Origin of the sequence: Pseudoalteromonas sp. S3431 (assembly GCF_000690035.1) — a bacterium.
Classification (GTDB): Bacteria; Pseudomonadota; Gammaproteobacteria; order Enterobacterales; family Alteromonadaceae; genus Pseudoalteromonas; species Pseudoalteromonas fuliginea.
The window spans coordinates 57,918-72,066 of record NZ_JJNY01000044.1 but is presented as its reverse complement, the minus strand read 5'-3'; the positions used below and the strand labels follow the sequence as shown (position 1 = coordinate 72,066).

The following is a 14,149-nucleotide window of genomic DNA, read 5'->3' as shown; positions in this document are numbered from 1 at the left end:
TTACAAACCTCGCGCCGCGATTTAATCGCCCCTAGATTGAACAAATTTCTATTCACAAAGATCAACACGGCCTAGCTACAGTGCAATTTAATTATTGTTAATAGACCTCAAATCTAAGCCGATTGGTGTAAGTAAAATAGTATTGTTTTTATTTTTTAACTGATTTTATAAAAAATTTTACTAAGTAAATAATCCTGCCTATATTTATTAACAATACCACCCTCCATGTAGAATAAATGTTTTTCTTAATTGTTTATTAGTTATTACATTTTTGGCTTTGTTGTAAGGAATACTAACGTTGATGTGATGCTGGAGGGTTTGTTTGTTTCCTTATTTACAAGAGAAGATTATGAAAAATAAAGTTCTAAAATTTACAGCGTGTTTTTTTATATTTTTGACTCCTGCTGTTCAAGCGGGTGACGAGGTGAAACATATACCAGGCGTTTTTATTGGCACTACACATTTTGACAGTGAAAGTGAGTTTACGTTTGGTGTTGAGTATGAATATAAAATCACTCAAAAATGGGGAGCTGGAGTGGTATTTGAGCGTACAAATGATGCACATCATGGAGATGGAACGGCGGTTGCTTTGGCTTCGCTCTATTATCACCCGACTAAAAATGTTCGTTTAGGTGTTGGTTATGGTGAAGAGCGTATAGGCGGAGCTCACCCCCATAATGAAGATTTATACCGCATTAGCTCTGCTTATGATTTTCATGTCGGTGATTTTGGTATAGCACCAACGATAGCTGTCGATTTTATTGATGATGAAGAAGCAGTAGTTGTCGGTTTAGCTATTACTCGACCTTTTTAAGTTTTTACTTTGTAACAGTAAAGTTAGGTTTAAGCCTAAAATATGAAGGGGTCTAAAATGTTAAATAAGTTATCTATTACAAGTAAAATATACTGCCTAGGAATATCACAAATATTATTAATGGTGGTAATTGGGATTATATCTTTAACACAAATGAACAAAATTGGTATAGAGCTGGTTGATATAGCTGAGCGAGATATTCCGCTCAGCAACATGCTTACTGCAATGTCTGAGCACAAATTAGAACAAACGATATTTTTTCAGCGAGCTTTATTACACGCAAGTTTAGAACCAGGTAAAGCCAATGAAGAAATCGAGAATAAACTCACGTCATTAACGCAAAAAATTCAAAGTGAATTTAATAAGTCAGAAAAATTTGTCACCGATTCTATTGATTATTTGCACAGTGAAGAGGCAAAAGCGAGTTTTACTTCGCTAGCGAGTGACCTGAAGCTTTTAAATAAAGAATACCAAAGTATTTCTCTGAATATTAATGACATTATTGAGGCCACTAAAACGCAATCCGTTGGCAGCTTGGATGATAAAATAATGTTAATAGAAGTCGCAGAAGATAAATTTGAGGAAAAACTTATAGCTTTACTCTCTCAGATCCAGCAGTTTACTTTAAACTCAGCTTTGCAAGCTGAAAATGATGAAAAGCAAGGTATTAACCTTATTCTTTATATATTTATCTTCTCCGTTATTGTGGGTGTTGTTTTGTCATATATGATTAGCAGAGCAATCGCTTTGCCTGTGAATATGCTAAAAAATAGATTAGTTGAAATAGCTGATGGCGATGGCGATTTAACGTTAAAGCTTGATGAAAGCGCCGGCGATGAAACTGGCGATACAGCAAGAGCGTTCAACAAATTTTTATCAATGCTAAGAGAGACAATAAATGAAGCTAATATACATTTATCGCAATTAGACGACTCATCAAAGTTTGCCGTAACTGTTATGCAGGAAACGGTAGTTAATGTTGAAAAGCAAAGAGCTGAAACCGAAATGGTTTCAACAGCAGTAGAAGAAATGAACTGTACAACTTTAGAAGTTGCGAGTAATACCCAGAATGCTTCTGATGTAACAGAAGCAGTCAAAGAGCGTGTATTAAAGGGCAAGGCAGAAGCTTCTGAGGCAAAAGTTGTTATTCAGCGTTTAGCTAAAGAAATAGATGAAGCAAGTACCGTAATTGAGTGCCTTGTTACAGAAACAAATAATATCGGCAGCGTTTTAGATACAATACAGAGTATTGCCGAACAAACCAATTTACTCGCTTTAAATGCTGCAATAGAAGCCGCTCGTGCTGGTGATACTGGTAGAGGTTTTGCTGTTGTAGCGGACGAAGTCAGGGCACTTGCTCAACGAACACAGGTCTCAACTGTTGATATACAAGGGCTGGTTACTCGCTTACAAAGTGAGGCGAAAAATGCGGTTGTTAGTATGAATAAAGGGATTAGTAGTGCTGACGAATGCCTTAAAAAAAGTACTGAAACGTCAGAAATATTTGCCAACTCAGCCATTGCTGTTAATGAGATTACGGACCTAAACTTACAGATTGCTACCGCAGCGGAAGAGCAGTCTGCTGTTGTAAGCGAAATAAATCAAAATTTAATTAATATTACTGATATTGCAATAGAAACATCTACAGGAGCAAAAAATACGTCAGAAGCAAATGAAAGTATCGCCCGATATATTGCTAATTTAAGAGTTAATTTGAATAAATTTAAAGTTTAAATTATGTTTTTATATAGAAGCAATGGAAGTGTGGCAATTCGGTAACATCATTACTAATTTAAAGATGTATATTTCTTTGATAATTAATGATTTTATGGGTTATGTAATTGTCTTGGGGCAGTGGTATTAGTTTAATGACTGTCGTGTACACAAATTAATGATATTTGCGTAAATTTATTAGTAGAGCCATATGGTTTATTTTAAGCTCGGCTACACCGATTGTCTTTTAAATGGTGTAGCTCATTATTTTAGTTTTTAGGTGTTTGCTTTGCATTGATGCCCGCTAGGCTTTTGTGTAAAATACAGCGCCTTTTAAGCTGTGCTTAATAACTTAATACCCTGAGGTTTGCTTTGAATAAATGTACTTTGGATAGACGCTTTTCTGTAGCCCCAATGCTTGATTGGACTGATCGTCATTGTCGTACTTTTCATCGCAAAATGACTAAACACACTGTGCTTTATACCGAAATGATAACCACAGGGGCTATCTTATTTGGTCGAGGCGATTACTTACATTTTAATAAACACGAAGGCCCAGTTGCGCTGCAACTTGGTGGCTCTGATCCTAAAGCGCTTGCGCAATGTGCAAAGCTAGCAGGTGAGCGTGGCTATGACGAAATAAATTTAAATGTAGGGTGCCCGTCAGACAGAGTTCAAAATGGCCGATTTGGCGCATGTTTAATGGCAGAGCCTCAATTAGTTGCTGAGTGTGTTGCAGCAATGAAAAACGAAGTAAGCATCCCTGTTACCGTTAAAACACGTATTGGTATTGATGAGCAAGATTCGTATGAGTTTTTGTGTGCGCTTATTGAGGCGTCGCATAAAGTAGGGTGTGATGATTTTATTATTCATGCTCGTAAAGCATGGCTCAATGGTTTAAGTCCAAAAGAAAATCGTGAAGTTCCACCGCTTGATTACCCACGTGTTTACCAACTTAAAAAAGATTATCCGCAGCTAGACTTAAGCCTAAATGGCGGTGTTAAAACAATTGAGCAGAGCCTAGAACATTTACAACATATTGATGGTGTAATGATTGGGCGTGAAGCTTACAGTAACCCATTTATGCTCAATGACGTTGATGAGAAAATTTATGGTGATACTGCAAACACGCAATCACGCCACGATGTAGTACGCTCAATGTACAGCTATATTGAAGAAGAAATGCGTTTGGGTGCTAATTTTTGGCATATTGCACGTCACATGCTCGGTATTTTTCAGGGGCAGCCTGGTGCGCGAGGTTTTAGACGCCACCTTTCTGAAAGTGGTCACGGTAAGCAAGCCGATTTATCAGTAATGGATAAAGCATTAAGCTTTGTACCCGAATAAAACTAAGCTTTAAAAATTCTAAATTTAAGCCACTTTCAAGTGGCTTTTTTGATCCTAAAAATTAGTCAAAAGCATAATTTATTGGCTAATTACACTCAATGCTATTCAGCTTAAAGTCACTAAAAATTTAATTGTTTATTAATTATATTGTTGATATTAGGCTGTTTTTCATTGTTTTTATGAACTTGGCACAACTCTTGGAATCTTCTTGTTGAAATTAATTAAAAATCAACAGGAGAATACCATGGGAATATTTAACCGCGTAAATGATGTAATTCAATCAAACATTGTCGCCATGCTTGATAAAGCTGAAGACCCTGAAAAACTTTTAAACCTAATGCTTACCGAGATGCAAGATGCATTGAATGAGTGTCGTAGTACAGCAGCCGCTTTATTGTGTGAAGAGAAAGTAATTAATCGCCAAATTGATACTAAAAAAACAGAATTAGCAGCTTGGCAAATTAAAGCAGAACGTGCGGTTGAGAAGGGCAGTGATGACCTTGCTAAATCAGCCTTACTTGAGAAGCAACGCGTTAACGAAAGCATTGAAAATAAGCAAAATCAACTAGAAACATTGCAAGAGTCTATTGCAAAAATTAAGGTTGATTGTGAACGCTTGCAGCAAAAAATGGCTATGGCTAAAACAAAGCAAGCTCAGTTAATGCAACGTCATCATGTTGTTATTGCTAGAGAGCGAATTAATACGCAATTACAAAGTGATAAAGTTGCCCATGCGTTGTCTCGTTTTGAACAAATAGAGCAGCGTGTTGAAGGCATTGAAGCTCAAGTAGAGGCTTATGAGCTGACTGATACAGCAAGCTCTACCAGTGCCCAAATTGAGTCGTTAGTTAAAAATGAAAAAATTGATGCTGAACTGGCTCGCTTAAAAGCGAACTTAAATACTAATTTAAAACACACTGCTTAGGAGATTGCTATGAACAGCTTTAATCGTCAACGAGGTTGGTATAAAGATACTTTGAATAAAAAAATATCGGGTGTTTGTAGTGGTTTAGCACATAGATTGGACTTTCCAGTATGGGCAACCCGCCTAGTTACTATTTTATTATTTTTGAGTTTTCCATTTGCAATTGCACTTGGTTATTTTATAGCGCATTGCAGCCTTGAAAATAAAGAGTATTAATACTAAGAGGCATAAATATTTGAACAATTTAACGAATTAAATCACTCTATAGCGTTGTTGAATTTTTTATTTAGAACAACTAGATATAAAAACTTTTGCCTAGTTATAGCGCAATTTTCTTATCGTTAAATAGACCCATATATAAGCCGGTTGGTATAAGGAGAATTACTATGAAAGCTTTGGCAGTATGTGTATTTATCTATTTATTACTGTTTACTGATTTAATAGCGTTTGTGCATGTTGATTCTTGGCAGTTACCATTATGGATTGCTGATATTAGCTGGGCAGGGCTTGAGCTTGTAGGTGCTTTGGCCGCAATTGTTGCTGTGGTTGCGGTAGTGGCTTTAATTACTATGGGATTAGTTGGAGCGGGTGTTGTGGCATTAGCTGGGACTGTTTTAGCGTTTTTATTCGGATCAATAATGATTGCATGGCCGTTACTATTTGTTGCAGTGTTGTGTTGGCTTGTTGCTGATAACAAAAAAGTAGCCTCTTAATCCTTAATTTGACTGACTATTATGGGTTAACTATGTTAAATTTAGCCTGTAATTTAATGTTTTCACTAGGGATGAAATGATGACAAAGCAGTTTTTTTCGATGGCTTCAGCGTTAATGTTAGGTTTATTTACGTCATCATTGGCGGCGCATTCAGGGCACGAGCATGGTTCTGATGTGGCTGTACTCGAAGTAACTAACGCGCAAGTGAGGGAGTTTTTACCTGCCAGTACTGCAACTGTAGGCTATTTAACGCTTATTAATCACAGTGGAACAAACGCCACTTTAACTAAGGCAACGATTGATGGCTTAGGGCGTGTGGAAATACACGAGCATTCACATGTAGACGGCATGATGAAAATGCAACAAGTTGAATCGGTTGTAATTAAAGCGCATGAAAGTGTCAGCTTCCAACCAGGCGGTTATCATTTAATGGCATTTGAACCATTAGAGCCATTAAAAGTAGGGCAAGAACGTAAACTCACGCTATATTTTAGTGACGGTAACCGCTTGTTTACTAATGCTCAAGTGGTGTCGCTTGAAACGCAAGCTAAGCAGTCAAAACCATCTACTCAACACGCTCATCATTAGGAGTACACATGTCGCAACATAAAGGAAAAATAGCAGGAACAATTGTTTTACTGCTTATCATATTTTACGCAATTGCTGTTTATTGGAGTACTGAACCGGCACGTTTTGATGTTGTCGCTAATGCAAAAGAGCAAGCGCAGTTACGTAATGAAAAAATAGTTACAGGTTATACAACAACGGCAACGCTTATTGAGGTAGCGAGTACGATACTAAATAAACCGGGTGGTTATTTATCGAATGATGTTATACCGCCAAGTATTATTATGGATGACATGCCAGCGTGGGAATATGGTGCGTTAGAAATGACGCGTGATTTAGCGCTTTCTATGCGAAAAGATTTTAGCCGTTCGCAATCGCAATCAACAGAGCATGAAGCACTCAAAAAAGCACAGCCACAGTTTAATATAAGCTCTGAAGCGTGGGCATGGCCAAGCGCGGAGGGAGAGTATCAAAAAGGAATTGATTATCTAGTCGTTTATCGTACACAAATAGCGAATCAGCACGAACGTGATAGCCAATTTTATGCGCGAGCTGATAATCTACGTAGTTGGTTAAAAGAAGCGGAAAAGCGCTTAGGTAGCTTAAGCCAACGTTTAAGTGCCAGTGTCGGCCAAGAAAAAGTGAATACTGATTTAGCTGGAAATTCGTCAAATAAACAAGCGACTCTTGCACCATTACAACAGCAAGTCAGAACACCTTGGCTAAAAATTGATGATGTTTTTTATGAATCTCGTGGCGCAACTTGGGCGTTGTTACACTTTTTACAAGCGGTAGAGTATGACTTTGCAGATGTACTTGAGAAGAAAAATGCCCGTGTTAGTGTGCAACAAATAATACGTGAACTTGAGGCAACCCAAGAAACGGTGTGGAGCCCAATAATTTTAAATGGGAATGGTTTTGGCTATGTGGCTAATCATTCCTTAGTTATGGCAAATTATATTTCTAGAGCCAATGCGGCTTTAATCGAACTTAGCGAACTACTAGCTCAAGGATAAAAAATGAAAAAGTATTGTTTAGCAGCAGCCCTTTCAATGGCATGTTTAGCATCTGCAGCACACGCTGACACTTTATTAGGTTTATATGTAGGGGTTGATGGCTGGAAATCAGATAATGATGGTCAGTTTTCTTATAAAAATAATGCATCTCAAGATTTCAATTTTGAAGATGAAACATTTATAAGTTATTACGCAGCCCTTGAGCACCCAGTACCGTTAGTGCCTAATATTAAATTAAAGTATACCGAACTTGAACTAAACGGTTCTGCAGTTTTAACTGATACATTTAGCTTTAATGGTTCAGACTATGTGGTTGGTACGACAGTTAATTCAATTAGCGATCTAACACACATTGATTATATTCTGTATTACGAAATTTTTGATAACGACTTAATCTCTATTGATTTAGGTTTGAATGCGAAACAGTTTGATGGTGAGATTGCTGTAACGGGTACTACTCAAAGTGGCAACACTAACTTTACTGAAACCGTTGATTTTTCAGGTTTTGTACCACTTGCTTATGGTCGTGCAGAAGCCGGCCTGCCATTTACTGGTTTAAGTGTGTTTTTTGAAGGTAGCTTTTTGGCTATAGACGATAGTAAAGTACAAGATTACCAAGTGGGTATTGCGTGGGAATTTATTGATAACCTAGCGATTGATGTTGCAGTTAAAGCTGGATATCGCTCCATGGTATTAGAACTTGATGATGTAGATAATATTACTACAGATATCGATGCATCTGGCCCATTTGCAGGTATTCAGATTCACTTTTAATTACTCACTTGATAACTAGTTGAGTGATTTTATAGCGTGGTTTACTACTTAGTAGCATGCCACGCTAAATCAAATTCTACTTCTAATGCACTATTTATTAATTGTTTATACACTTTATTTACTGGAACGTTTATTAGTTTAGATAGCTCATCACCCGTTTGAGTGAATTTGTAATAACTCAGTACTAAATCATTGCTTTTTGCTTTTAACGTTACTTTTTGAGAAAAAAATGAAAGCGTAAGTTCTTGCCCTGATTTTAACACGGCTGATTCAATTTCTTTTCGATACAATAAGTTAAGATCCATTAAAGTTAAAATGTCAGGAAAGCTGATACCTGTTTTTCCTAAATTTAGAGATACTTTATTGCCTTTGCGTAGTAAATCAAAAATCGATGGTTTTTTATAAAATCCGAGTAAAATAAAGTGACTGTCGTCTTTTTCGTTATAGCTACTTAGTGATACACATTTTTGTAATGCATCGGCTTCGCGCTGAGTCATGTGCTTAAGTGTTTGCAGGCTCTTAATTGAAAATGTTCCAGGATTGAGAGTTTCGCCTGTAAGTATTTTTGCCCATAATGTTTGCATTGATTCGTTTGAGGTGTCTTCACAGAGCCCAATAAAGTGCTCTACCCAATCCGCATCAGGTTGTTTGCTACTTGCTACATCGGGACAAAACGCCATTGCCATCGCTAAGATTGTTTCAATATTTTGCTGTTGCTTAATAAGTAGTAAATCTTGTCGCTTTTGAGCGCGAGCTAAAACTGAATTATCGCTACTAATATGGTACAGCGGTTTTATTTTCCCCTGTGGGTTATAGTTTTTTTCATCGTTTGAGAGTGCACCATTACTTCCTACCTTGGTTATAGAGTAACCAAGTAATGATTCTATGATGTTTGCGAGATTAATTCTTGCTTGTGCTGTTTTGACTGTCATGACTTTCCATTACATTTTGTATATCACTTAGTTGAGCAACTGTTTTTAAATTATTTAGCCCTAATGCAATTGTATTATTGAGCACATATTCGCTAAATATAGCCATGTAACCAGAAACAAGTATTGTCGTTGCTTGCCCTTCAATATGGCACTCTACATTTACACTGTTGTTACTATTAGTTGTAAACGTCAATGTGCCTTGTACGATATGTTCATTATTTAATAAGGTATTAAATACCATCTTACGATCATTTAATGCAGTAATTGTCATCTCACCATGCCCCCATTTACTGATCCATGATTGATGAGCTCCAATACCAGCACTTGGTTCACTAACTGCAAATTTAATGGATGGATCGACTTGTTGCCAAGGAGACCATTTATGCCATTCATCAAAATCGGTTGTTAATGATTTGATAGTACGAATACTTGCATTCACTTCGATAGTCTTATTGACGCTATAGTTTTGAGGAAGCATTAAGCCAATAATAATAATAGTGAGTAACAAAATTAAGAGACATTTTAACAGTGTTTTTAATAATTTAATAATTAGGCCTTAACTGAATTATTTACTTAAAATATAACAACTTTCCATTAGTAGACTATAGTATGAGTAGAGTTGTAAACCAAAATCAAAATCTAAAGCTGTAAACTTAGAAGTTCAAACAATCTAATCCTAACTAAGGTGTTAACGAGAATGTTGAGCTGTTGTTTTTACTAAGTTATTGTTTTTAAGTTGGTTGTTTTTTTGCTTGTTATTAATAGGAGCATGAATGTCATCAGAATCGAGCGGTTTTTTATTTTTAAAAGAAGACCATGATGAAGTCATCTCAGAGCCTTCTGATTGTTGGGATATTTTAATCGTCGATGACGATCCTGCTATTCATTCTGTAACTAAATTAGCTCTCTCTGGGTTGGAATACAAAGGAGCTGGATTTCGATTTCATGATGCTTATTCTGGTGCTGAAGCTATTGCTATATTATCTCGAAAAAACTCAATCTCAGTCATTTTTTTAGATGTGATAATGGAAACTGATGATGCAGGTTTACAGGTTGTAAGGCGGGTCCGTGAGGAGCTTAATAACCAACATGTTAGGATTATTTTACGTACGGGGCAAGCCGGTAGTATACCTGAAGAAAAAGTAACTCGTGAATATGACATCAATGATTATAAAACAAAAACGGAATTAACACGTTCTAAGCTCGTCACCTCTTTAATTACCGCAATTCGCTCATATGAACAAATTGGCCAATTAGAGTACCAGCATAAAGCAATGGACTCTATTTTATCGGCTTCGAAGTCTATTTTAGGACAGACCGACATAAAAGTACTGTGCAGAAGAATTATAAAGCACTTAAGTGTTATTTTACAGTGTCCGGATAAAGGCTTAATTTGCAGCAAACTAGATGGTAATAATTACATTCAAGTCTTGGGTGGTTGCACGCGCTATGAAACATACTTTGGAGAAAATTTAGCTGAGGTTGATAGTCGGATATACAATGAAGTAGAAGCGTCTTTTAGTCAAAAAAAACATCAATATACAGATACTAGCGCTACATTTGTTTTAAGAAGTAAGCACAGAAAAGCAGCCATTTATATTGAATGCGACGAAGTGATAACGCGTACTCAATTGCAATTTGCAGAAATATTTTTTGCAAATGTAAGCATTGCTTTAGATAACGTTAGGCTATTTGTTAAGTTGAGAGATGCGGCTTACAGAGACGTACTGACAGGTATTTCCAATCGAACTAATTTTATTGAGCGAATAGATCGCTATCAAAAGCCACAAAAAAATGACTACCTTCTTGTTTTACTTGATGTAATGAATTTTTCGGATGTTAATAATGGTTTAGGGCAAGAGGTTGGTAATAAGTTATTAATTGCTATTGTTGAGCGTTTAAAGGAAATTTATCCAACAGCTAAATTACTATCACGTATTGGGGCTGATGTATTTGGTTTTGTTATCCTTAAAAATGAATTTAATATTACAGACTTTAACGAAAAACTTAGTATTTCATTTTGTGCTGCAGAGCATATATTACCGGTGGGGTTTAAAATTGGTTTATGTCAACAGCAAGATTTTCAAAGTACAGGTATTGAAACCCTCAAAGTAGCTTATATTGCGCTTAATCAAGCTAAAAAGAATAAACATAAAGAAGGTGTTTATTACTGCGTTGATATGGAGGACGCCATTGCATGGCGACTCGGTATTATTAGGCAACTAAGGCATGATTTTGCTAGAAATAAACTAGAGGTGTGGTATCAGCCTCAATTGGCGTTTAATGATCTATCATTAATTGGCTGTGAGGCGCTTTTGCGCTGGCCTTTAGAAAATGGCACTTATATTTCACCTGCTGTATTTATTCCCTTAGCTGAAGATGCAGGGCTAATAGTTGATATAGGACAATGGGTATTAGAGCAAGCATGCCAGCAACAAAAACGATTGGAAAGTGCCGGCGCAGATATTTGCATTGCAGTAAATGTATCTGTTCCACAATTTAAAGTAAAAGGGTATGCACAAACCGTTAAAAATACATTATTAAAATATGGTGTGCAGCCAAAAAATATAGAGTTGGAAGTAACTGAAAGTGTGGTTATGGATGAGTTAGAAACTGTCATTAATACACTCCAAGAACTCAAAAAATTAGGTGTTGAGGTGGCTATTGATGATTTTGGTACAGGCTTTTCATCTTTAAGTTATATCCAGAGTTTACCAATTGATAGATTAAAAATAGATAGGGCGTTTATTAAAGGTTTACCAAATGATGACACAGGTGCAATAGCTGCTTTGGTTATATCACTTGGTGCTAAGTTGGGTTTAAAAACGATTGCAGAAGGAGTTGAAACGCAGGAACAAGCTAAATTTTTGAAAGATTTAGGGTGCGATGAGGTGCAAGGGTTTATGTATGCCAAGCCGATGCCTGAGCACGAATTAATTGAGTTTATTAATAAGCAAAATAATTAAAGTTAAATTATGATTTTACAGCTAAAGCCACATCACACATTGTAATGTTGTATATATAAACAATGCTATAAGGTATAATTCGCGCCTTTTGTTATTCTACGGCTAAATTTATGAGCACACTCAAAGCTAAGCGCGCCTTATTTTCATACCCTAAATATTGGGCTGAATGTTATGGCACCGCGCCATTTTTACCTACTACACGTGAAGAAATGGATGCACTTGGCTGGGATAGCTGCGACATAATTATTATCAGTGGCGACGCGTACGTTGATCATCCTAGTTTTGGTATGGCGGTAATTGGCCGTGTACTTGAAGCGCAAGGCTTTAGAGTGGGCATTATTGCCCAGCCAGCATGGGACTCTAAAGATGCATTTATGGAGCTAGGCAGACCGAATTTATTTTTTGGTGTAACAGCTGGGAACATGGATTCAATGATCAACCGCTATACTGCCGAAAAGCGTATGCGTCATGATGATGCTTACACACCTGATAACGTCGGCGGTAAACGCCCCGATCGTGCCGTAATGATTTACTCGCAAAAATGCCGTGAAGCATACAAAGGTATCCCAATTGTTATTGGTGGTATTGAAGCTAGCCTTCGTCGTATTGCTCATTATGATTATTGGCAAGAAAAAGTACGTCGTAGTATTTTGTTTGATGCAAAAGCGGATATTTTAATTTATGGCAACGCAGAGCGCCCGTTAGTTGAAGTTGCACACCGTATTGCGGCGGGCGAAACGATGGATACGATTCAGGATATTCGCGGCACGGCTGTTATTCGAAAAGAGCCCCTACCTGGTTGGCGTGGCAGTGATTCTACCGCTATTGATAAAATTGGTAAAATCGACCCTATTCCAAACCCATATGGCGCGGATGATGTTGGCTGTAGTAAATCTGAATTTAAACAAGCCGGTATTGATTTAAAAGCTGAAGCTGCAAAACCAATTATGGTTCAGCCTGCGCGACCTAAACCGTGGGAAAAAACCTACGTTAAGTTACCTGCTTATGAGCAAGTAAGTGTTAACAAACCTTTGTACGCCCACGCCTCGCGCATTTTGCATCAAGAAACAAATCCTGGTTGTGCAAGAGCGCTGTTTCAGCGACACGGCGATCGTTCTATTTGGGTAAACCCGCCAGCATACCCGTTAGAAACACATGAAATGGATGCTGTATTTGGTTTGCCGTATCAGCGTATTCCTCACCCAAGTTATGGTGATGCTAAAATACCTGCTTACGATATGATTAAAACATCAGTTAATATTATGCGTGGCTGTTTTGGTGGTTGTTCGTTTTGCTCAATTACAGAGCATGAAGGGCGCATTATTCAAAGTCGTTCGCAAGAATCTATTATTGAAGAAATTGAACAAATTAGAGATAAAGTTCCCGGCTTTACTGGTGTTATTTCTGATTTAGGTGGTCCAACGGCGAATATGTATAAGCTGCGCTGTACGAGCAAAAAGGCAGAGAGTACCTGTAGACGCTTATCATGTGTATATCCTGATATTTGTAAACACATGGATACAGATCATACGCCAACAATAGATTTGTATAAAAAAGCACGTGAAGTTAAGGGTATTAAAAAGGTATTGATTGCTTCAGGTGTTCGTTATGACCTAGCTGTACGCGACCCTCGTTACGTTAAAGAGTTAGTAACTCATCATGTGGGTGGCTACTTAAAAATAGCGCCAGAGCATACAGAGGATGGTCCATTATCAAAAATGATGAAACCAGGTATGGGAGCGTACGATCAATTTAAAGAACTATTTGATAAGTACTCTAAAGAAGCCGGTAAAAAGCAGTATTTAATTCCTTACTTTATATCTGCTCACCCAGGTACAAAAGATGAAGACATGGTAAATATGGCTTTATGGCTTAAATCAAACGACTTTAAGCTTGATCAGGTACAAAATTTTTACCCATCACCTATGGCTAATGCGACGACTATTTACCATACAGAGATGAACTCTTTACGTAATATAAAAAACAACTCAGAAGTTGTTCCAGTACCTAAAGGCGCTCGCCAACGTAGATTGCATAAAGCTATTTTACGCTACCATGATGCAGCAGGTTGGCCGATGATACGTGAAGCACTACGTAAAATGGGTAAAGCTAATTTAATTGGTAAAGGGCCTAACTGTTTAGTGCCAGAAGAAGGGCGTGATGAAAAAATAGGTAAAGGCGGTAAAAAAGGCGGGCGACCAGCATTAACGCGACATACCGGTTTTAGCCAATTTAAAAAGGCAAACACTAAACCAAAAGTAGGTGGTAATCGTCAAAGTACACGTTAGTAATTCAATCTGCCAGTTATTAGTTTAATTGCGATACGCGCTTTTCAGCCTTCGTAATACGTAAGTTGAGTTAACCTTGCTCTTTATTATCAA

13 protein-coding genes are annotated in these 14,149 nt (G+C 37.3%); 11 read left to right on the top strand and 2 right to left on the bottom strand.

Annotation, left to right across the window (positions count from 1 at the left end; all coding sequences use genetic code 11):
- The first annotated feature begins 349 nt into the window (after positions 1 to 349).
- The 9 genes from DO88_RS07995 to DO88_RS08035 all read left to right on the top strand — a co-directional run bounded on the left by DO88_RS07995 (position 350) and on the right by DO88_RS08035 (position 7,870).
- A complete protein-coding gene (locus tag DO88_RS07995; RefSeq protein ID WP_007378741.1) occupies positions 350 to 814 on the top strand; it encodes a hypothetical protein in 465 nt (154 codons plus the stop codon).
- A 57-nt stretch (positions 815 to 871) separates the two neighbouring features.
- Positions 872 to 2,548 carry a methyl-accepting chemotaxis protein gene (locus DO88_RS08000; RefSeq protein ID WP_232224805.1) on the top strand — a complete coding sequence of 559 codons (1,677 nt, stop codon included), beginning with the start codon at positions 872 to 874 and terminating at the stop codon, positions 2,546 to 2,548.
- Between the two features lie 393 nt (positions 2,549 to 2,941).
- Positions 2,942 to 3,874: a tRNA dihydrouridine(20/20a) synthase DusA gene (gene dusA / locus DO88_RS08005; RefSeq protein WP_033029558.1), complete on the top strand. Its 933-nt coding sequence runs from the start codon at positions 2,942 to 2,944 to the stop codon at positions 3,872 to 3,874.
- 244 nt (positions 3,875 to 4,118) lie between these two features.
- Positions 4,119 to 4,799 carry a PspA/IM30 family protein gene (locus tag DO88_RS08010; protein ID WP_008135810.1) on the top strand — a complete coding sequence of 227 codons (681 nt, stop codon included), beginning with the start codon at positions 4,119 to 4,121 and terminating at the stop codon, positions 4,797 to 4,799.
- A gap of 9 nt (positions 4,800 to 4,808) precedes the next feature.
- Positions 4,809 to 5,015 (top strand): PspC domain-containing protein, encoded by a 207-nt coding sequence (locus DO88_RS08015; RefSeq protein WP_008135811.1) that lies wholly within the window; start codon positions 4,809 to 4,811, stop codon positions 5,013 to 5,015.
- Between the two features lie 170 nt (positions 5,016 to 5,185).
- A complete protein-coding gene (locus DO88_RS08020; protein WP_007378285.1) occupies positions 5,186 to 5,512 on the top strand; it encodes a hypothetical protein in 327 nt (108 codons plus the stop codon).
- Between the two features lie 79 nt (positions 5,513 to 5,591).
- Positions 5,592 to 6,101 carry a copper chaperone PCu(A)C gene (locus DO88_RS08025; RefSeq protein ID WP_007378286.1) on the top strand — a complete coding sequence of 170 codons (510 nt, stop codon included), beginning with the start codon at positions 5,592 to 5,594 and terminating at the stop codon, positions 6,099 to 6,101.
- An 8-nt stretch (positions 6,102 to 6,109) separates the two neighbouring features.
- Positions 6,110 to 7,096 carry a DUF2333 family protein gene (locus DO88_RS08030; protein WP_007378287.1) on the top strand — a complete coding sequence of 329 codons (987 nt, stop codon included), beginning with the start codon at positions 6,110 to 6,112 and terminating at the stop codon, positions 7,094 to 7,096.
- Positions 7,097 to 7,099: 3 nt separating this feature from the next.
- Positions 7,100 to 7,870: a TIGR04219 family outer membrane beta-barrel protein gene (locus DO88_RS08035; protein WP_033039667.1), complete on the top strand. Its 771-nt coding sequence runs from the start codon at positions 7,100 to 7,102 to the stop codon at positions 7,868 to 7,870.
- Between the two features lie 44 nt (positions 7,871 to 7,914).
- On the opposite strand, the gene DO88_RS08040 is transcribed toward DO88_RS08035, so the two are convergent.
- Positions 7,915 to 8,802 carry a TIGR03899 family protein gene (locus tag DO88_RS08040; protein ID WP_007378289.1) on the bottom strand — a complete coding sequence of 296 codons (888 nt, stop codon included), beginning with the start codon at positions 8,800 to 8,802 and terminating at the stop codon, positions 7,915 to 7,917.
- Complete coding sequence (locus DO88_RS08045; RefSeq protein ID WP_081824556.1) at positions 8,771 to 9,310, bottom strand: SRPBCC family protein; 540 nt, start codon at positions 9,308 to 9,310, stop codon at positions 8,771 to 8,773. The genes DO88_RS08040 and DO88_RS08045 overlap by 32 nt, the downstream gene beginning before the upstream one ends.
- Before the next feature lie 265 nt (positions 9,311 to 9,575).
- Here DO88_RS08045 and DO88_RS08050 point away from each other — a divergent pair, with 265 nt between their 5' ends.
- Entirely contained in the window at positions 9,576 to 11,768 is a 2,193-nt protein-coding gene (locus tag DO88_RS08050; RefSeq protein ID WP_033039664.1) for a GGDEF/EAL domain-containing response regulator, read from the top strand.
- Between the two features lie 110 nt (positions 11,769 to 11,878).
- Complete coding sequence (locus tag DO88_RS08055; protein WP_007378293.1) at positions 11,879 to 14,056, top strand: YgiQ family radical SAM protein; 2,178 nt, start codon at positions 11,879 to 11,881, stop codon at positions 14,054 to 14,056.
- The last annotated feature ends 93 nt before the right edge of the window (positions 14,057 to 14,149 follow it).